General features: G+C 65.4%; 17 protein-coding genes and 2 tRNA genes. 14 read left to right on the top strand and 5 right to left on the bottom strand.

Translation table 11 applies throughout. From position 1 onward, the window contains the following. Positions 1–20: 20 nt before the first annotated feature. The 9 genes from LJ362_RS11530 (at position 21) to LJ362_RS11490 (ending at position 8,810) form a co-directional block, all read left to right on the top strand. A complete protein-coding gene (locus LJ362_RS11530) occupies positions 21–1,778 on the top strand; it encodes a DUF222 domain-containing protein (RefSeq protein ID WP_264799186.1) in 1,758 nt (585 codons plus the stop codon). A gap of 79 nt (positions 1,779–1,857) precedes the next feature. After that, positions 1,858–2,316 carry a hypothetical protein gene (locus LJ362_RS11525; protein WP_264799185.1) on the top strand — a complete coding sequence of 153 codons (459 nt, stop codon included), beginning with the start codon at positions 1,858–1,860 and terminating at the stop codon, positions 2,314–2,316. After that, complete coding sequence (locus LJ362_RS16950) at positions 2,204–2,524, top strand: GNAT family N-acetyltransferase (protein ID WP_320109172.1); 321 nt, start codon at positions 2,204–2,206, stop codon at positions 2,522–2,524. Before LJ362_RS11525 ends, LJ362_RS16950 begins: the two co-directional genes overlap by 113 nt. A gap of 74 nt (positions 2,525–2,598) precedes the next feature. Next, complete coding sequence (locus tag LJ362_RS11515; RefSeq protein WP_264799184.1) at positions 2,599–4,785, top strand: prolyl oligopeptidase family serine peptidase; 2,187 nt, start codon at positions 2,599–2,601, stop codon at positions 4,783–4,785. Between the two features lie 10 nt (positions 4,786–4,795). Next, entirely contained in the window at positions 4,796–5,875 is a 1,080-nt protein-coding gene (locus LJ362_RS11510) for a biotin/lipoate A/B protein ligase family protein (RefSeq protein WP_264799183.1), read from the top strand. After that, entirely contained in the window at positions 5,854–6,696 is an 843-nt protein-coding gene (locus LJ362_RS11505) for a peptidase E (RefSeq protein ID WP_264799182.1), read from the top strand. The genes LJ362_RS11510 and LJ362_RS11505 overlap by 22 nt, the downstream gene beginning before the upstream one ends. 113 nt (positions 6,697–6,809) lie before the next feature. Next, positions 6,810–7,595: an FAD-dependent thymidylate synthase gene (gene thyX / locus LJ362_RS11500; RefSeq protein WP_264799181.1), complete on the top strand. Its 786-nt coding sequence runs from the start codon at positions 6,810–6,812 to the stop codon at positions 7,593–7,595. Between the two features lie 119 nt (positions 7,596–7,714). Next, a complete protein-coding gene (locus LJ362_RS11495; protein ID WP_264799180.1) occupies positions 7,715–8,293 on the top strand; it encodes a maltokinase N-terminal cap-like domain-containing protein in 579 nt (192 codons plus the stop codon). An 82-nt stretch (positions 8,294–8,375) separates the two neighbouring features. After that, on the top strand, positions 8,376–8,810 hold the full coding sequence (locus LJ362_RS11490) for an HIT family protein (protein ID WP_264799179.1): 435 nt from the start codon (positions 8,376–8,378) through the stop codon (positions 8,808–8,810). Positions 8,811–8,898: 88 nt separating this feature from the next. Here the strand turns inward: LJ362_RS11490 and LJ362_RS11485 are convergent, their stop codons facing one another. From LJ362_RS11485 to LJ362_RS11475, 3 genes are all read right to left on the bottom strand, one after another. After that, positions 8,899–9,954, bottom strand: a complete 1,056-nt coding sequence (locus LJ362_RS11485) for a zinc-binding dehydrogenase (protein ID WP_264799178.1) — start codon at positions 9,952–9,954, stop codon at positions 8,899–8,901. An 83-nt stretch (positions 9,955–10,037) separates the two neighbouring features. Next, positions 10,038–11,006, bottom strand: a complete 969-nt coding sequence (locus LJ362_RS11480; protein WP_413774207.1) for a 3-methyladenine DNA glycosylase — start codon at positions 11,004–11,006, stop codon at positions 10,038–10,040. Positions 11,007–11,043: 37 nt separating this feature from the next. Next, a complete protein-coding gene (locus LJ362_RS11475) occupies positions 11,044–13,857 on the bottom strand; it encodes an ATP-dependent RNA helicase (RefSeq protein ID WP_264799177.1) in 2,814 nt (937 codons plus the stop codon). 83 nt (positions 13,858–13,940) lie between these two features. Between LJ362_RS11475 and LJ362_RS11470 the strand changes: the two genes are divergently transcribed. From LJ362_RS11470 to LJ362_RS11450, 5 genes are all read left to right on the top strand, one after another. Then, complete coding sequence (locus tag LJ362_RS11470) at positions 13,941–14,747, top strand: fumarylacetoacetate hydrolase family protein (RefSeq protein ID WP_101544555.1); 807 nt, start codon at positions 13,941–13,943, stop codon at positions 14,745–14,747. A gap of 111 nt (positions 14,748–14,858) precedes the next feature. Further along, complete coding sequence (gene gltX / locus LJ362_RS11465) at positions 14,859–16,325, top strand: glutamate--tRNA ligase (protein ID WP_264799176.1); 1,467 nt, start codon at positions 14,859–14,861, stop codon at positions 16,323–16,325. Continuing rightward, positions 16,322–17,617 carry an alpha/beta hydrolase gene (locus LJ362_RS11460; protein ID WP_264799175.1) on the top strand — a complete coding sequence of 432 codons (1,296 nt, stop codon included), beginning with the start codon at positions 16,322–16,324 and terminating at the stop codon, positions 17,615–17,617. The genes gltX and LJ362_RS11460 overlap by 4 nt, the downstream gene beginning before the upstream one ends. A gap of 181 nt (positions 17,618–17,798) precedes the next feature. Then, a tRNA-Gln gene (locus tag LJ362_RS11455) sits at positions 17,799–17,870 on the top strand. A gap of 38 nt (positions 17,871–17,908) precedes the next feature. Further along, positions 17,909–17,981 (top strand) — tRNA-Glu (locus LJ362_RS11450). A gap of 201 nt (positions 17,982–18,182) precedes the next feature. Here LJ362_RS11450 and LJ362_RS11445 read toward each other — a convergent pair. Together LJ362_RS11445 and LJ362_RS11440 are read right to left on the bottom strand one after the other, a co-directional pair. Further along, complete coding sequence (locus LJ362_RS11445) at positions 18,183–18,845, bottom strand: DUF4282 domain-containing protein (protein ID WP_264799174.1); 663 nt, start codon at positions 18,843–18,845, stop codon at positions 18,183–18,185. A 106-nt stretch (positions 18,846–18,951) separates the two neighbouring features. After that, positions 18,952–19,953 (bottom strand): aldose 1-epimerase family protein, encoded by a 1,002-nt coding sequence (locus LJ362_RS11440; RefSeq protein ID WP_264799173.1) that lies wholly within the window; start codon positions 19,951–19,953, stop codon positions 18,952–18,954. Between the last annotated feature and the right edge of the window lie 55 nt (positions 19,954–20,008).

Below are 20,008 nucleotides of genomic sequence, written 5' to 3'. Positions count from 1 at the left end.
CGGACTGTAGTGTTCTGGGCATGGAGGCAAAGCAGGTTCCAGACGTACTCACCGACATACTTCGGTGGCGTGACGGGCTGTCCGATTTGCCTCCGGCTGCGACGGAGGAAGAAGCGATCGATCGCATCTCGGCACTCGAGGAGCTGACCTCCGCCTGCGCCGCCGCGCAGGCCCGCGAGACCCTGACGTTCGATATGCACCGCAAGAATCGGGAAGCCGAAGACGGAGTTCCGAGCAAGAAACAGGGACTCGGAGTCGGTGCGGAGATCGGCTTGGCCAGAAAGGTCTCCCGGCACCGTGGCAACGCGTTGCTCAAATTCTCACGCACCCTGCTCTTGGACCTGCCCAATGTCTACACGGCGATGAAGGGCGGCAACATCTCTGAAGAGAAGGCCCGTACGGTCGCAAAGGAATCCGACTGGCTTCCGCGGGAGAAGAAGCACGAGCTCGACGAGCGGATGGCCGATCGACTGGCCGAAGTTGGCGTCAGGAGACTGGGCAATGAAGTGAGGGCCTTGGCGCAGAAGCTCGACCAGAAGGCTGCAGTCGACCACCTCGAGCGCTGTATCGAAGAGCGCTCGGTCAGCGTGCGTCCGGCACCGGGAAACATGGCCTATCTGACCGCTCTGCTGCCGATGCCGCAGGCTGTCGCCGCATTCGCCAACCTCAAGAAGTCGGCGCAGACCGTCATCGCCACCGGAAAAGCCGACGGCCGAGGTCAGAATCAGATCGTTGCTGATCTATTCGTCGAGCGACTGACCGGGCAGGCTGCTGCTGCGGCAGTGCCCACCGAAATCCACCTCATCATGCAGGACAGCAGTCTGTTCGGGCCCGGGGAGGAGTCGGCATGGTTCCCCGGAGTCGGCCCGATCCCGGCACAAGCTGCGAGGACCGTCGTTGCCGAGAACGAAGCCGCCACCTTCATCCGCAGGCTGTACACGCGGCCCGAAGACGGACAGCTCGTGAAGATGGACTCGCGCCGCAGGGAATTCTCCGGTCTGCTTCGACGCATGGTCGTCTTCCGCGACGACGTCTGCCGCTCGCCCTGGTGCGAGGCACCCATCCAGCATGCTGATCATGCCGACGCTGCCGCCTCCGGCGGCGAAACCGACTGGGACAACGCCTCGGGATTGTGCGCCGCCTGCAACTATCTCAAAGAGTTCAGCGGGTGGCGCCACAAGGCGACGGCCGACGCCCTCGAAGTCGTCACGCCGACCGGCCACCACTACAGGACCCGCACCAAACCACTCAGCGGCCCCGATCCCGGATGCGCCTCTGGTCAGGACGAGGGATTCGGTGCGAGGCATGGCCCGGGCCAACAGGATTCTCCTGATCAGCAGCACGATCGGGAACGGCAGCAACTCCCCGGTCGACAACACGGCCCCGAGCCGGGACGAGGCTCTGGTCCCGAAACGGGACTCGGGCCCGTTCAAGCAGCGGAGGCGACGGCGTCGACCGGTGACGGAACCCGTGCCGCGCCGCTCGGCGAGGGAACGCGTGCCGCGCCGCCCGGTGACGGAACACGTGCCGCGCCGCCGGGCGACGGAGCTCGTGCCGTTCCTCCGAGTGACCGTGACGGTGCTGCACCAGACGAAGCCAAACACGCGTTTTCGGTGCTGATCCCATGGCGGTACGTTCGCCGGACGTCGCAGCCGGCAACCGTCGACGTCGGCGGAACCACCATCGGAATCGATATCTTCGATGCCGACGAACGCCCGATGAGTCCCACCGAAGAACTCCTCTGCGCCGCAATCCTCGAACACAGAGGCAGGCTGTGAACCGAGTCTGCCGAAGCGATGACAAGTGGACACCGAAAGTTCAACTGCCCCGCTCTGTCGCGGGACTATGGTGATAGTCATGAACGACCTCAACGGGCAGCCGTCGCCCGCTGACCACATCGCGCAGTCCTGCCGAACTGACGACCCCACGGTCGAAATCGTGTGGGGGATGCCGACGGGGATGGGCCCGCTGTGGCAGGGCGTGCCATCAGGGCCGGGAATTGCCGGAGTCCTCCCTCCTCGCAACGAGGTCGAAGCCGTCTATGGGGCTGCTGCCGCCGAGCCGCCGCTGATGAACGAGGACCCGCGGTTCGCGGCAGTGTTCGCCGATGTCTACGACGTCTCCGTCCGCAACGGACAGGTCCTTATGACACTGACCCGGACCCAGCCCGACGGACGACTGAGCTCATTCGCCTACGGACACCATTGGAAAAGGGGAAGAACAGAAATATCCGTGGGCATTCGAACTGCAGAGCCGCCTCGGCGGGGCTTCGACAGAACTCGAATCGACCTTCGCTCTCAACCTGCTCGCCCGTGATCCGAAACAGCGCCAACGAGGCCTGGGGCGACGCACTCTCGAAACGTGGATCAGCGAGGTCGGACGCTTCGGCTGCTGGCTGCAGACCGACGATATCGACAGCCCGGCACGACGCCTCTACGAAGAACTCGGCTTCACCGAACTCGGCCACGGGCCTGAGGCTCCCAGCGGGCACCCCGGCCTGGTCATGTTCCGCAGCCCGCGGTGAGAAATCCTCGTCAGAAGAGTTCCTCGTCAGCGGCACCAAGCGGCTGAGTCAGCGGCGTTCACTAGGATGGGGTCATGCGTGAAGAAGACTCCTCTAAGACGGCCTCGACGGTGAACGCCGAACTGCCCGACGACGAAAACCTCTGGCTCGAAGACATCCACGGCGAGGAGCAGATCGCCTGGGTGAAGGACCAGAACGCGAAGACCCTCGAACGTTTTCACGACGGCCTCTTCGACGACATCTCCGGTGATCTGCGCACCGCACTGGACTCCGACGACCGCATCCCGATGGTCACCAAACGCGGGGATCACTTCTATAACTTCTGGCGTGACAAAACCAACCCGAAGGGCCTGTGGCGACGCACCTCCTGGGACAGCTACCGCACTGCCGCACCCGACTGGGAGGTGCTGCTCGACCTCGACGAACTGGCCGCAGAGGAAGACACCGCCTGGGTCTGGTCAGGTGCGATGGTGCGACGCAGCGACAATCGGCGCGCACTCGTCCTCCTGTCCCCGGACGGAGGCGACTCGCACCGAGTCCGCGAATTCGACCTCGACGACCGCGTCTTCATCGACGGCGGCTTCGACATCCCCGCCGCCAAAACACGACTGGCCTGGCTCGACGACGACACCGTGCTCGTCGCCACTGAAACCGACGCCGACTCGCTGACGACCTCCTCCTATCCGCGCCAAGCCCGAGCTCTCCGCCGCGGTCAGAGCCTCGACGACGCCCCGATCGTCGCCGAAGTGCCCCGCGACCACGTGGCGATCTTCGTCGGCAGCGACATCCGCCCCGATTCCGAGGCCACCGATCGCGCCGTCATCATCGACGCCATCGACTTCTTCAACTCGACGATGAGCTTTCTCGACCTCACCGACATCACGAGCGCAGACGGTTCGCTGTCGGTCGAACCGACGGCATGGGCGGACGCGCTCAACAGGGTCGACGTCCCCACCGACGTCGAGGTCGGCTTCGAGCGCGACCTCGTGCTCTTCCGACCCCAGTCGACATGGAAGTCCGCCACCACCGAGGTGGCCGCCGGCGGTCTCGCCATCGCCGATATCGATGCGGTCAAGGCAGGCGAGATCGCTCCGCGCGTGATCTTCACCCCTGACGCCCATACCTCGCTGCAGTCCTTCACCTTCACCCGGGACTTCCTCGTGCTCGAGCTGCTCGCCGACGTGCAGTCGAAGCTCACGGTCCTCGACCTGGGCAACGACTTCGCCGAGTCCGCCCTGCCCGGAGTCCCGGCCAACCATATGGTCGGCCTCGGCGCGGTCGACAAGTACGACCCGGCCACCGCAAACGACTTCTGGATGGTCAGCACCGGCTTCCTCACGCCCTCGACATTGTCGTACGGCACCTTGGGACGGGACTCCGGCGAGCCCAACGCCGAGGTGGTCAAATCGGCACCGGCGATGTTCGATGCAGAAGGGCTGAGCGTTGAGCAGCACTTCGCCACCAGCGCCGACGGAACGAAGATCCCGTACTTCCAGATCGGAGCCGACGACCTCGCGCTCGACGGAGAGAATCCCACCCTGCTCGACGGCTACGGCGGTTTCGAAGTCAGCCGCACACCCGGATACTCACCCGTCGTCGGCATCGGCTGGCTCAGCCGCAGCACCACCGGAAGTACCCTCCCAGCAGGTCGCCGAGGCGTCTATGTTCTCGCGAACATCCGCGGCGGAGGCGAATACGGACCTGAGTGGCACACATCGGCGATGCGGGAGAACCGCATGCGCTGCTATGAAGACCACTCGGCCGTAGCCCGTGACCTCATCGCCCGTGGCGTGACGAGCCCGGCGACGCTCGCCTGCGCCGGCGGATCCAACGGGGGCCTGCTGGTGGGTAATATGCTCACGCAATATCCCGAGCTCTTCGGCGCTGTGTCCTGCGGAGTGCCGTTGCTGGACATGGCCCGATACACGAAGCTCAGCGCCGGCTATTCATGGAAGGCCGAGTACGGAGACCCGGATGTCGCCGAGGACTGGGCTTTCATCAGTGAATTCTCCCCCTATCACCTCCTCGACGACGGACAGGACTATCCGCCGGTGCTGTTCTGGACGGCCACGTCGGATGATCGGGTGGGGCCAGTGCAGGCACGGAAGATGGCCGCCCGGATGCAGGCGCACGGAATCGAGAACGTGTGGTTCTTCGAAGACACCGCAGGCGGACATTCCGCCGCTTCGGACAATGAGCAGACCGCGTTCACCCGGGCGCTGAGCTACCGGTTCATGTGGAACGCATTGACAGGGGAGTAGGTTGGGAGACATGACGAACGAGACGCAGCGCTTCCACGGCGAATACAAGGTGATCGGCGGCAAACTCGTCGTCGCCGATGTCACCACCGACGGCAGGACCATCACCGAGGTGAAGATCTCCGGGGACTTCTTCCTCGAACCCGAGGAAGCCTATTTCGACCTTGCACCGGCCCTCGTCGGCGCCAGCGTCAATGCCGATAATTCGGTTCTGCGCGGCCGCCTCGACGAGGCTCTGGCCGGCTACGGTTCGGAACTGGCGATGCACGGCTTCTCCACCGCCGATATCGCCACTGTCGTGCGCCGGGCGTTGGGTTCGGCGGCGAACTTCACTGACTTCGACTGGCAGGTCATCCGCGGCGAGGTGCTGCCCACCCAGCTCAATGTGGCGCTCGATCAGGTTCTGCTCGAGGAAGTCGCAGCAGGTCGCAGACAGCCGACCCTGCGGTTCTGGGAATGGGAGGACACGGCCACCGTCATCGGTGCCTTCCAGTCCTACGTCAACGAGCTGCGGCCCGAAGGTGTGGAGAAGCACGACGTCCAGGTCGTGCGTCGCATCTCAGGCGGAGGTGCGATGTTCATGGAGGGCGGCAACTGCATCACCTATTCGATGTTCGTCCCGCCTGCCCTCGTCGCCGGTCTCGACTACGAGGAGTCGTATGTGTTCCTCGACCAGTGGGTGCTCGCGGCGCTCAAGACCCTCGGTGTGGAGGCGTTCTACAAGCCGATCAATGACATCTCCTCGACCGGAGGCAAGATCGGCGGTGCCGCACAGAAGCGCAATCGCGACGGCACGCTGCTCCACCATGCGACGATGAGCTACGACATCGACGCGGACAAGATGGTCGAAGTTCTGCGCATCGGCGAAGCGAAGATCTCCGACAAGGGAGTAGCGAGCGCGAAGAAACGCGTCGACCCGCTGCGGAGTCAGACCGGTGAGGCACGCAAGGACATCATCGATGTCATGGCGGACACCTTCGCCACCCGCTATGGGGCCACTTACGGCACCTACACCGAGGAGGAGCTCAAGCGGGCACAGGAACTCGTCGATGAGAAGTTCGGGACCGAGAAATGGACGCACCGCGTGCCGTGAGTGCTGACGCACAGCGTGCCGTGGGCAACGCTGAACCCACCGCTTTCCGGGGCACGATCGTGGCCCTCGGCGGTGGTGGATTCTCGATGTCCGAGACCGGGGAATCGGCCATTGATGACGAGCTGGTGCGCATGGCCGCCAGACGGATCCGCGCCGGCACTGAGGACGAGGCCGGTGCTCAGAGCGGCTTCCGCGCCTCTGTTGGACTCCCCAACGTATGCTTCGTCCCGACTGCATCCGGCGACAGCCGCGACTATATCGAAAGGTTCGAAGCGGCATTCGAGGTGCGGGCACGAACCCATGTTCTCTCCCTGTTCGGGCAGAGTCCGTGGGACTACCAGGATCCGGCGATGCTGCTCGACATGGACCTCATCTACGTCGGCGGCGGCTCCACGGCGAACCTGCTCAGTCTCTGGCGCAGGCATGGCGTCGACCACCGGATGAGAGAAGCTGCTGCCGGAGGAACCATCCTCGCCGGCATCAGCGCCGGTGCGAACTGTTGGTTCGAGGCCTCCTCGACGGATTCGTTCGGTCCGTTGGCTCCTCTGAATGACGGGCTCGGATTCCTGCGGGGGAGTGCGTGTCCGCATTTCCATGGAGAACCCGGGCGGAAGGAATCCTTCCGGGAATGGATCGCACAGGGCCGACTTCCCGGCCCCGGAATCGCCATCGACGATCGTGCGGCGGTCGTGTACGTCGACGGTGCGGCCACCTCGGTGATGGTGGAATCTGCGGGGGCCGCAGCCTATACCGTTTGTGAACACGGGAGACTTCGGGACCTGTCCACGGCAGCACCGGGGCCTCTCACGCGCGAATTCTAGGAGCTGCAGGGCACCGCGGTACTGAACGAAAACTATAGGTGGGCGCATGGTTCTCACCGGTCTGAGGGTCTGTAGGATTGGGAGTCAATCACGTCCCCTTCACTAGGAGAGTCATGCGCCAGGTCGAACCGTCCGTTGAACTGCTCGCCAAGCCCAATATCGATTGGGAAGCGATGAGGACTTACCTCGACGAGGTGGGCGGAACCTCCTGGGCGGACCGGGTCGAAGGTGCGGAATCTCCCGACGCCGAGGATCTCCTCGAGTTCTCCGGACGCATGTGCTACCGCTCGTGGGAGCCGGGACTCAACCCGAACGTCTCGCGCGTGCGCACCGATTCCGCGCAGTACCTCGGCAACGTCGTGAAGTCCCAGCACGGGTCCGTGCTCGAACACGCGAACTTCACCTTCGTGCTCCACAACGTCTCGCGCGTGCTCACCCACGAACTCATCCGCCACCGCGCAGGATCGGCGTTCTCGCAGGAATCGCTGCGCTACGTCCGCCTCACGGACATCCCGTTCTGGTTCCCCGAGTGGGCCCGCGAAGATCCCGAACTCATGGAACGCAGCCTCAAGGTCCTCGACACCCTCGAGGAGCACCAGCAGTGGATGGCCGATCATTTCGAGCTTGACGGGGAGGGCACGAAGTTCTCCCACAAGAAGCACATGACCTCGTTCATGCGCCGCTTCGCCCCCGAGGGCCTGGCCACCGGGATCGTCTACACCGCGAACCTGCGTTCTCTGCGCCACGTCATCGAGATGCGCACTGCGAAGGGCGCTGAAGAGGAGATCCGCCTCATCTTCAACAAGATCGGCGAGGTCATGCGCGAAGAGGCACCGGCAGTCTTCGCTGACTATGAAGTCGTCGAAGGAGAATGGATCCCCGGCACGCGCAAGGCCTGAGACCACGCAAGGCCTGTTGCGAAGCGTCCGGAGACCTCCGATCGCCTCACACCTACAGACACCTGACCCGCTCAGCCACACCTGACGCCGACGTCAGACAGATTTCAGGAGGAACCGTCATGGCAGATATCTACGCAGCTCAGCTCAATCCCGGCAAGCTCGACGTCGTCACCGACTGGGTTGCCAAGCAGGACTGGGCCGCCGAGCTCGACCTCGCGGCGAACCCGCTCGAGGCTGTTACCGCGTACCGCTTCGACGACCCTGCCGGCGAAGTGGGCATCGAGATCCACATCGTGAAGAGCGGCGACCAATTGCTGCAGGTGCCGCTGACCTACCGCGGAGCACCGCTCGAAGGTGCCGACGAAGCATTCGTGGCGAACATGGATCACTCGGTGCTCGGCAAGCGGTGGGTCTACGCCGGCATGGGCGACCCGCTGTTCCGGCAGCGCCTCGACCACACCATCGCCACCGCGTCGACCGCAGCGAAGCAGTACCGCGTCGATGCTGAGGGCAACCGGGGAGAAGAGATCACCGAGGTGGCCCACGCCTTCGGGACGGGACCTCTGCCGGGTGCCGGCGACGTCGAGATCCTCTACCGCCTGTCGCCCGAGTCTCCGGCGGAGAAGTCCGACGCCGGTCTGCTGCTGGGCCGCTGGGACGGTCAGGACACGAACGTCGTCCTCGCCATCATGGTCTGAGAGGCCTGCCATCACGATCTGAGGGCCCAGGCCAAACGCCGTACGGCACAGCCAACTCAAAGCGGGGGAAGAATCGGAACTGATGAGCAGCGACTGCATTTTCTGTGCGATCGTCGCAGGTGCCGCACCGAGTGCGCCGATCGCCGAGACCGAATCGACCTTCGCGTTCATGGACATCCGGCCCGGGTCCGATGGGCATCTGCTCGTCGTTCCGAAACGTCACAGCACGGACCTGCGGGATATCCCGGCCGAGGATCTGTCCGCGGTGGTGCTTGAGTCCCAGCGCATCGCCAAGCACGCTTTCGACGCGTGGGGAGCAGATGGCGTCAACCTCCTCAACTGCTGTGGTGCCGATGCATGGCAGACGGTCTTCCACTTCCATATGCACGTCATTCCGCGCTACCGGGACAAGGACAAAGACCGCCTGAGGCTGCCGTTCGAACCCGGCGTCCGCGGAGATCAGGAGCTCATCGGCTCACTGGCCGCGAGCATCCGCGCGGCACTGGGCGAGGGATGATGCATCGCCGTGGCCGCCGCAGATGCGGACTCTATCGCCGCGGCCGACCTCGCCGAGGCGGTGCACAGTGCTCAGGTCGCAGGCCCGCTCAGCGCGCCAAGTCGATGATCGTCATCCCCGCCGAGGCAGCGGGGGAGCCCATCGCTTCCATCGCCGCGGGCGCTTCGTCGAGGCCGATGACATTCGTGACGAGATCCTGCGGTCGCAAGCGCCCCTGAACGACGAGGTCGACGAGCTCCGGGTACTCGGCCGCGGCCATTCCGTGAGAGCCGAGCACGCTGAGCTCGAGAGCGATCACCCGCGGCAGATCGACGACCGGTTCGGCAGGCAGCAGTCCGATCTGCACATGCCGACCCAGGGGTGCCAGGGCACCGACCGCCGCCCGAATCGTGTCCTCCCGACCCAGGGCATCAACGGTCACGGCCACCCCGTCAGGATCGGTCGACGCGAACTGCGCAACCACCTCGGCGCTCAGCCCCTCGGGACTGAGATCCCGTGCGTTGACGCATCGTTCGGCACCGAACTCACTGGCGGATTCCAGGGCCGCATCGCTGACGTCGATGGCGACCACCTTCGCGCCGAGGGCCCGGGCGATCATGATCGCCGACAGCCCCACCCCGCCGCAGCCGAAGACGGCGACCGTCTCGTCCGCGGCAAGCCGAGCCCGCACCCGTAGACCGTGGAAGGCCGTGGCGAATCGGCACCCGAGCCCGACGACGGCCGCGGCCGGCAGATCCTCGGGCACGGCCACGAGGTTGGCATCGGCATTGCGGATGACGACCTGATCCGCCCACGACCCGAAATGTGTGAATCCCGGCTGCGTCTGATCGGGACACACCTGCGCATTGCCCGAAACGCACCAGCGGCAGCTCCCGCACCCGCACACAAAAGGAACGGTCACACGCTGGCCGACACGGAAGTCCTGTACGCCCACACCCGCCGAGGCGACCCGACCGACCAGCTCATGCCCGGGCACGTGGGGGAGAGCGATCGTCGCATCGTGGCCGGCCCACGCGTGATGATCGCTGCGGCACACCCCGGTGGCTTCGACATCGATGACGACGCCGGCATCGGGGGCCGTGGGAGCGGAAATCTCATCGAGTCGGGGACGGACGGAGAACTGATCGAAGACAATGGCACGCATACCGTCGATCGTAGAGCGCGTGCCGGGTGGGAGCCGAGCGTGTCCGTTTAGTGGCAGCGGCACGTCGGCACCACCCGCAAACCTCAGCGCGGGTGGACCCCGGCTGCCGCCAAAGCATCGAGCAGCCGAGCCCGCAGCGCCTGCGCCCTGCCGGAGAAATCCTTCTGCCGCTCCATGTACTCGGCCTTGCCCGCAGCGGTCTCGATGGCGACGACACCGTACCCCCAACCACGCAGGTCATAGGGGGAGGCCTCCATATCCAGAGTGCGGATGTCGAGGGCGAGGTCGAAGCAGTCGATGACGAGATCCGAATCAGCGATCGGCGAGATCTTCATCGCCCATTTGTACAGATCCATCCCCGCATGCAGGCACCCTGGCTGCTCGTTGGCGACCATGCCCTCACGGCTCGGCTGCAAGGTGTTGAGAGGACGCGCGGGTTCGGTGAAGAAACGGAACGCATCATGATGCGAACACTGGATGCGGTGGCCTTCGACCACGGCATCGGTCTCGGCGGGGCTCAGCCGCAGCGGCACCTGCTGATGCCGGCGCTGCTCGTCGGTGAGCCGGTAGACCATCGCCCATTCGTGGATGCCGAAGCACCCGAAGTTCGCTTCCCGACCCAATGTCGACGACAGCAGCGAGGCGATGAACTTTGCTCCGTCCCCACGGTCGGTGCGCCAGGACTCGAGGTCCACCTCGGCGAAATTCTGCGCATCGTCGATGCGATACCACCGACGGTCGAAATACCGACGATCTTCGGCCGTCTCAAGCGCGACGCGCACACCAGGACCTGGATGCCACTTCTTCAGCTGCCCGACCTTGAACGGGTAGTAGGTGAAGAGGAAGTCTTCGACCGGGTGGGTCTCCTGTCGCATCCGCCGTCCGATATGCGCATCGGTACGCTCGGCGATCCGATGCTCGTGCTCATCACGCAGCTCGCGCCAGATCTCGGCAGGAACGACACCATCACCGTGGCGGCCCGACGATCTATCGGTACGCTCGGTCGCCGCCGTGTAAGGGGCGGGGGTCGTGGTCGAGAGTGCGGAAGTCACCGCACCATTGTCCCAGACGGTCGAGTCGGCCTCCAGCTCAGCGACCGGAGCGCTTCGTGCCCTTCGCCGCAGGTGCGGTGAGTGGGTCGTCCGGCCACGGATGCTTCGGGTAGCGGCCCCGGTTCTCGGCCCGGACATGGGCATATGCGTTCGCCCAGAAAGAGGCGAGATCGCTGGTCACCGCCAAGGGCCGCCTGGCGGGGGAGAGCAGGTGCAAGGTGACCGCCACCCGCCCGTCGCAGACGCGAGGCACATCGGTCCAGCCGAAGCACTCCTGGAGTTTGACTGCGAGGATCGGGCCCGGGAGCTCGGTGCGCTCGGGTGCGGCCGTCGCCTCCTCGTCCGCGTCGGAAGTGGTGCCTGGTTCGACGAGATCGGGATCCGGGTACTCGAGACGGATCGCGGAACCGCTGGGCACCTCAATATGGGTCGGGGCCAACTCATCGAGCCGGGCCGCTTCGGGCCATGGCAACAGAGTGCGCAGCGCAGATGTGAGATCCACGCGAGCAGGGTCGGAGCCCTTCGCGATCCGGTCGAGCGCCTCCGGACACCACTGATCGAGCGTGACCGACAGGTGCTCCCACGTCACCTCCGGCCACGGTTCGCCGAAGACCGCGCGGAGGAGACCGAGTCTGGCCCGCAGCGATTCGAAAGCCTCGGAGGGACGCAGAACCTCGCGGGCTCCACGTTCGCGCACCGATTCGGCGATGGCACGGCGGGCGAGTTCAGGGCCGGCCTGAATCGGGGTGGAGGTCAGTTCGATTCCGCCGAGGCGGCTGTGTCGAACCGCACGAACCTTCCCGGACTCGAACGTCGCCGTCTCCTCCGTGTGCAGCAGCCCGGCTCCGGCGAGTTCCGCGGTGTCGACGTCGATGGGGACAGCTGATCGGATGATCGCCCGCGATCCGACCAGGCCCACCTCGGCGATGGCCAACCATGGGCTGCCCTGCAGTGAGGAGTCTCGGGGCAGGCTCGCCGCCGTGCCGGAGGCGAGCAGGTATTCGGAATCGGAGGCGCTGCGCAGACGCGCGATCTGCAGGGGATAGGACAGCGCCGTGACGAGCCCGAGGTCCTCGGGAGTCAGCGCTGTGCCGGAACCGCCGGTGACTTCAGCACGGTCGCCGATTCCGCCGTTCCCTCCGTCGTCTCCCGTGTCGCCGCCATCGCCGCTGGAGGCGAACTCCCGTGCGATCGACGCGAACCTTTTGCGGTCCTGAGCGAATCGAGCATCCCTGCTGCGCCGCAGCTGCCGCAGCAGAGCGGAGAGATCGGCGCCGGGAGCCCTCTGATCGGATTCGATGACGGCGACCGCTTCTGCCGCACGCGCGGGTGAGAGCAGCGCAGCCCCGTCGAGGAGGCCACGCGCCGACCACACCGAGGCGGGAACCGCCGCGATCGCCCGACCGGTCTCGGTTACGCGCAGAGCGGAGATCGGAAGGTCAGGGGCTGCCGCGCCGCCGCGCTCGCCGGCGTCGGAGTCGCGGTCGCCGGGGTAACCGCCGGTCACGTCGACGGCCCCGATCGCCATAAGATTGTCGACCGCCTGCCGCTTCGGTCCGGCCGGCAGCGGATCGGGCAGCAGGGTGTCGTCGCCGCCCCACACAGCGAGAGCGAGCACTGCGGAGGTGAGATCGGAGGTCGCGATTTCGGGAGGAGTGTGCTCGGGCAGGCTCGCCCAATCAGCCTCTGACATGCACCGATACGCGACACCCGGACCCTGCCGCGCAGCTCGACCGGAGCGCTGTGTTCCCGACGCCTTCGACTCCCGCACCGTGACCAGCCCGGACATGCGTCGCCGCGTATCCAGCCGTGGTCCCCGAGAGAGTCCCGAATCGACGACGATGCGGACTCCGTCGATCGTCAGCGCCGACTCCGCCACCGAGGTGGAGACGATGACGCGTCGGCCGCGCTCCTGGTCGGTGCGCGGGCGCAGGATCGCGTCCTGCTCCTTCGCAGGGGTTCGACCCGTCAAGGTATGCACCTCAACCACGTCACCGGTGCCCGAACCACCAGAGCCGAACGGTCCACCACTGGCTCCCGAACCGCCACCCGACTCCACGAGGCGCCGCACGCGGGAGGCCACCTCGTCGACTTCGCGTGCACCGGGAGCGAAGACGAGGACATCGCCCTCGCCGGTATCAGTTAACGCACGCACCGTCGTCGCGGCCAGATGATCGAGAAAATCCCAGGTCACACCCCGTGCATCGAGCGGCCGCTCCTTCGCCGGTGCCCACCGGACTTCCAGAGGATGAGTATCGGCGGCCACCGACAGCATGGTCGCCGGTGCCTGCTGACCGTCGCCGAGGCGCGCGGCCCACAGCTGTGCATCCAGGGTCGCGGACATGACGACGAGCGCCAGATCCTCACGCAGATCCGCCAATTCCCGGCACATCGCGAACGCGAGATCCGTATCCAACTGTCGCTCATGCGCCTCGTCGAGAATGACCCCGGCGACTCCGGTCAGCTCCGGATCGCGCAGCAGCCGGGACAGAAGCACGCCCGTGGTGACGAACTCGATCTGTGTGGCCCGCGAGCTCCGCGACTCTCCGCGGACGGTGAAACCGACAACCTCGCCGAGGCGGGTCCCCGTCAGAGACGCCAGCCGCCTGGCTGCGGCGCGGGCCGCCATCCGGCGGGGCTGTGTGACGATGATGCGGCCCGTACCAGTCAGGTGCTCAGCGATCATCGGCGGCACCACGGTGGTCTTACCGGTTCCGGGAGGAGCCTCCACGACCAATCTTGGGGCGGGAGCCGCCTCGGCGAGGTCCAGCTCATCGATGAGCGCGGCGGCGGGCAAGTCGGCCCCGATGCGGGCGAGATCGAAGGTGTGCGGGACGTGCTGATCGGGCATGTCACCAGTCTCGCAGGTCGACGTCGCGACGCCGACGAGCACCGACGCGCGGAAGGCACCAGGCACTGACTAGACTGTGACACATGCGTATCGCCAGATTTGTACATCAGGACGAACCCAAATACGGAGTCGTCGAGGGTGAAGTGCCGCCGATCACCGACGGAAGCTGGGACACGTCGGGACTCGAACTCGCCGTTCTCGACTCGGACCCCTTCTTCTCTCCGGCCCAATCGACAGGCGAGAGGCTGAAGATCGACGACGTGCGTCTGGTCAGCCCCATCCTGCCGCGTTCGAAGGTGATCGGCGTGGGCCGCAACTTCGCCGCACACGCAGCAGAACTCGGCAACGAGGTTCCCGTGACCCCGGTGACCTTCTTCAAACCGAACACCGCGGTCATCGGCCCGGGCGACCCCATCCGCCTGCCCGCGATCAGCGAATACGTCTCCTATGAGGCCGAACTCGCCGTCGTCATCGGCCGTGTGGCCAAGGGTGTGAAGGCGGAGAACGCCAACGACTGCGTCCTCGGCTACACCGCGAGCAACGACGTCACCCTGCGCGACCTCCAGAAGTCCGACAAACAGTGGACGCGGGCGAAGGGCTTCGACACCTCGGCCCCGCTGGGTCCCTGGATCGAAACCGAACTCGACGTCGACGACCTCGGCATCCGGTCCTGGGTCGACGGGGATCTCAAGCAGGACGGCACCACCGCCGACTTCATCTTCGATATCCCGACCATCATCGAACACCTGTCGGAGACGATCACCCTGCTGCCCGGCGACGTCATCCTCACCGGAACCCCGGAGGGGGTCGGCCAGATCGTGTCCGGCAACCGCGTCGACATCGCCATCGAAGGACTCGGCGTCCTGTCGAACCCGGTCATGGACGCCTGAACCCACCGCCGCCTCGGCGATCGCATCCACGGAACACCAGAGCCGCCACACCACCAGCGCCACCGCGCACACCACAGACTCACACCCGAGAAGATCACGCAAAGGACAATCGTGAGCGTCAAAGTTCGTTTCTGCCCATCACCCACCGGCACCCCGCACGTCGGCATGGTCCGCACAGCCCTGTTCAACTGGGCCTACGCCAAGCACACCGGCGGCAAGCTCGTCTTCCGCATCGAAGACACCGACGCGGCACGTGACTCCGAGGAGAGCTTCGGCCAGGTCGTCGAAGCTCTCAAATGGCTGGGCCTGGACTGGGACGAAGGCATCGAGGTCGGCGGCGACAACGGACCCTACCGCCAGTCGCAGCGCGGCGAGATCTACGCCGACGTCATCGAGAAGCTCATGGCCGGCGGCCACATCTACGAGTCCTACTCGACCAACGAGGAAGTCGAAGCCCGGCACAAGGCCGCGGGCCGTGACCCGAAGCTCGGCTACGACGGGTACGACCGCGACCTCACCGACGAGCAGAAGGCTGCCTTCCGCGCCGAGGGCCGCGAACCGGTCTGGCGTGTGCGCATGCCCGATGAGGACATCACCTTCACCGACCTCGTCCGCGGTGACATCACCTTCAAGGCCGGCACCGTGCCCGACTTCGTCGTCGTCCGTGCCAATGGCCAGCCCCTGTACACCCTGGTGAACCCCGTCGATGACGCGCTCATGGGCATCACCCATGTGCTCCGCGGCGAGGACATCCTGTCCTCGACCCCGCGCCAGATCGCTCTCTACGAACACCTCAAGGCCATCGGCATCGCCGAGGCGACCCCCGAGTTCGGCCACCTGCCCTACGTGATGGGCGAAGGCAACAAGAAACTGTCGAAGCGCGACCCCGAATCGAACCTGTTCCTCCACCGCGAGAACGGATTCATCCCCGAGGGACTCATCAACTACCTCGCCCTGCTCGGCTGGTCCATCGGACCCGACCGCGACGTGTTCAGCGTCAAGGAATTCACCGAAGCATTCGACATCCACGATGTCCTGCCCAACCCGGCCCGCTTCGACGTGAAGAAGGCCACCGCCATCAACGCCGACCACATCCGCCTCCTCGAGCCGGATGACTTCCGTGACCGTCTGGTGCCGTATCTCCAGGCCGCCGAGGTGCTCCCGGAGTCCCCGACGGACGCTCAGCTGGCGATCCTCAACGAGGCGGCTCCGCTCGTGCAGACCCGCATGAAGCTGCTCGGAGAGGCTCCTGACCTGCTCGCGTTCCTCTTCACCTCTGATGGCGACCTCGTCATGGCCGAAGACGGATTGAAGACGCTCAAGGACTCCGCCCCCGAGGTGCTCGCCGCCTCCATCGAGGCCCTCGAAGGGCTCGACGACTGGACCACGGCGAAGCTCGAAGAAGTCCTGTCGGCGAAGCTCGTCGACGAGATGGAGATCAAACCGCGCCTGGCCTACGGCCCCCTTCGCGTGGCCGTGTCCGGTCGCAAGGTCTCTCCACCGCTGTTCGAGTCGATGGAGATCCTCGGGAAGGACTCCTCCATGACACGCCTCAAGGCACTCGCGGCGCAGCTGTGAATCAGACGGTCTGGGCCCGCGGGGGACTGCACTTCGAAGACGTGACGATCACCGTGCCCTTCGACCATTTCGGACGGTCGGGGGATGCCGCCTCGGGGAAGGTGACGCTGCCGGACACTGTGGACGTGTTCGCGCGGATCATCGCCACCGAGGCGGACAGCCGGAAGCCCTACCTCGTGTACCTGCAGGGCGGGCCCGGCGTGGAAGCTCCGCGCCCGGGCATCGCCGGAGGTCCCACCGGTTGGGTGAAGCGTGCCCTCGAGGAATTCCAGGTCGTCATGCTCGACCAGCGCGGAACCGGGAGATCGAACCCGATCGGCTCCGTCGATGGGGCCATCACCGGCCTTGAGACGGTGGGGGAGGACCCGGCCGCGATCGCTGAGGCGCTGTCGTACTTCCGCGCCGATTCGATCGTCGAGGACGCGGAGATCCTGCGCGGCTACCTCGGCGCGGAAACCTGGTCCCTGCTGGGTCAGTCCTTCGGCGGCTTCACGACTCTGCGCTATATCTCCGCGCATTCGAGTGCCCTTCACGAGGTGTACTTCACCGGCGGTCTGCCGGCGATCGGCCTCGACCCGGCGACCGTCTACGGACGCACGTGGGAGGGCATGATCCGCAAGTCCGAGCAGTATTACGCAGCGTTCCCCGGCGACCGTGAGAAGGTGCGGCGCCTCGTCGAGCTTGCGTCTTTCGGTGACGGTCTCGCCCTGCCTGGGGGCGCGCGGGCGACGCCGGAGCGGATCCGTCTGCTCGGGCACTTCCTCGGCGCCTCGGACGGTCCGGAGAAGCTGCATTATCTGCTCGATCTCGACTTCTCGTCGGGGGCATTCCGGCATGACCTTGCCGCGTCTCTGCCCTTCTCGGGGCGCAATCCGCTCTATGCCGTCATCCACGAATCCTGCTGGGCCGACGGCACTGTGACGAACTGGGCCGCAAGGCGGGCGATGCCCGACGTCGTGGCCGAGGATCCGACTCTGCTGGCCGGTGAGCACGCCGGGCCTGAGTCGCTGCACGAGGATCCGGAGCTTGAGCCCTTCGCCGAGGTGGCCGAGCTCGTCGCCGCACGTCAGTGGCCCGGTCTCTACGATGTCGACGCTCTGCGGACCGCCTCGGTGCGCGGTGCTGCGGCAGTGTATTTCGAGGACGCCTACGTGCCGGTGGAGTATTCGCTGGCCACGGCCGAGCATCTGTCAGGGGTGCAGCCGTGGGTGACGAACGAGTACGAACACAACGGTCTGCGCGCCGACGGATACAGGGTCCTCGACCGGCTCATAGGCCTCGCTCGCGGGTGAGGCCGGGGTTCGTCGGCAGGGGAGAATTGAGCATGTCGGCGGGCCTGTCTCGGTCAGCCTGTTGTGTTAAGAAGGTCACACCGAAAAGGAGCCTCTCGGATTTGTCGTGAGGCGGTGTGTTTGTGTAGAGTTATATCTCGTTGCTCAGGGAATTCTCCACGGGGAATGCCTTGAAAAACATTGGGCTATGGTGTAATTGGCAGCACGAGTGATTCTGGTTCATTTAGTCTAGGTTCAAGTCCTGGTAGCCCAGCGGACACAGTCTGGATCAGTCCAGGAGTGTTGTTCTAAGCCCCCGTCGTCTAGTGGCCTAGGACGCCGCCCTCTCAAGGCGGTAACGGCAGTTCGAATCTGCTCGGGGGTACGGTTGAGCCCCGCATCGAATTTCGGTGCGGGGCTCACTCTAATTCACCGGTGTTTTCCTGCGGTGGTATTCGGGAGATGCTCTTCGGGACAGCCAATTGGCAACGGCACTGTCTGAGTCAGAAAGCACATGTTTCGGAGAGTGCTTTCGGACTCGGACAGTGCCGTGGTCGCCTCAGGGCAGTAAGCGCTCGGAGCCGAATCAGCGGGAGACGGAATCGGCGATGCGCTTCGTATGTTCGGCAGTCTTGATGTTGGAGACGATGAGTTCGAGCACGAGGCGGACGCCGATGACCCACAGTGCCGGTATGATCCAGCCGAAGACGATCGAGAGGATCAGCGGCAGCACGCTGAAGCTCGGTCCGTCGTTGAAGTAGCCTGCGGTCGCACCGGCGGCGATTCCCGTGGTGATTCCGGCGACGATGGTGCCGAGATAGGACAGGGCCGCGACCACGATCGCGATGATGTAGATGAAGCCCGCCCACTTCACTGCGATGAAGTTGTCGAAGCGGATGTCGAACAGCGACTTGAAGAAGCCTGCCTGCCGAGGCGCCGACTGCGGCGCCTGACCATACGCTGGCTGGCCGTAAGCGGGCTGGCCGTACGCCTGCTGTTGGGCCGCGCCTTGCGAGTAAGCGCCCTGCTGATAGGGATCCTGCTGATAAGCGCCAGGCTGCGAGTATCCGCCCTGCTGATACTGCTGGCCCTGTGCCTGATAGGCATTGGGATCGTAAGTGCCCTGTTGGTAGGTGGGCTGAGCGGCCTGGGCACTCTCCGACTGATCTCCCGTGCCGGGGTTCTGGCCGTCGAGGTTCTGCTCGGCCGAGCTGCTGTTCGGGTCGTTCGGGTTCTGCGGTGTCGACATGGTGTCCCCTTCGAGAATGGAACGCACCCACGGCAGGGCACGCTCGCCTGATATCTGCCTGTAGTCGCAACCTATCAGGATGCGCCCACTCGCGGCAGGGCGACTGTCATTGTGGAAGGGAGCACGAAGTGTCGTCGTCCTCAGTCAAGGCGATGCTCCACTCGACGACAAGCTCGTCACCCGGGGCGACGACGTCGAAGTCCTCGCCGGCTTCGCCCGCAGCGAATGCATTCGGAGGGCACGTCATCGGCTCGATCGCGATTGCCCGCCGAGCCAGATCCTCTTCGAGTCCGTCGCCCGTACACGCCTGCCAGGTGCGGAACCCGGGACCCATCCCGACGACGACCTCGCGCAGATCGGTACCTCTCAGCCGTGCCCGCGACCATCCGTCATCCCCGCGCCGAGGTGAGCCGTACGCATCATCGAGGATCGTACCGCCGATGAGGCGCAGCGCCCGGAAGTCCTTGCACACCATGCATGCGGAATCATCGGATGCGTGATCGGCCGGGACCGCTGTGCCGTCATCGAAGGGGCGAACAGCCGTGGGGATGAGCCGCTCATCGGTCTCGTGCCAGTGTGCAGCGGGAATGACGAGCTGAGCCTCGTCGACAAGGGCACCGTCAACAAGGTCGGTTGTACCCGATGGGGCTGTGCCCGGGGAGAGCCACGGATGAAATCCGAAGCCGAACGGAGCGGGGGCCGACCCCGTGTTGAGGGCCCGTGCGCGCATGCGCAGCACCGCCTCGGCGAGTTCGAAGTCCACCTGCAGATCGAACGCGAACGGATACCCCTCCGTCGGCTCCAGCGTGTACTCGAGACTGGCCGTCGACTCGGTGCGCTCGACCACCGACCATTGCGCATCGGCGACGAGGCCATGCAGCGCGGTATTGCGTTCGGGCTCGGTGATCGGCAGCCGGTGGCTGTCTCCGGCGAAGTCAAAGTGACCCCCATCGATCCGATTCGGCCAGGGCGCGAGTACGGCGCCGTCGAACGCGTTCATCGGCACCACGACCGGACGATCGCCGACGCTGAAGCGAACCAGGCTCGCGCCGATGGGGGAGATGACCGCGCCTGCCTCGTCACAGGCGAGTTCGATGGTGGCGGTCATGGGTCTCCAGGGTGCTCGAGCGCGGAAGAACAGTTGCAGATATTCTACGCCGTCC

It is taken from the genome of Brevibacterium sp. JSBI002, from assembly GCF_026013965.1.
GTDB lineage: Bacteria > Actinomycetota > Actinomycetes > Actinomycetales > Brevibacteriaceae > Brevibacterium.
The sequence above is the reverse complement of the archived record's forward strand: the minus strand, read 5'-3'. Positions and strand labels throughout refer to the sequence as shown.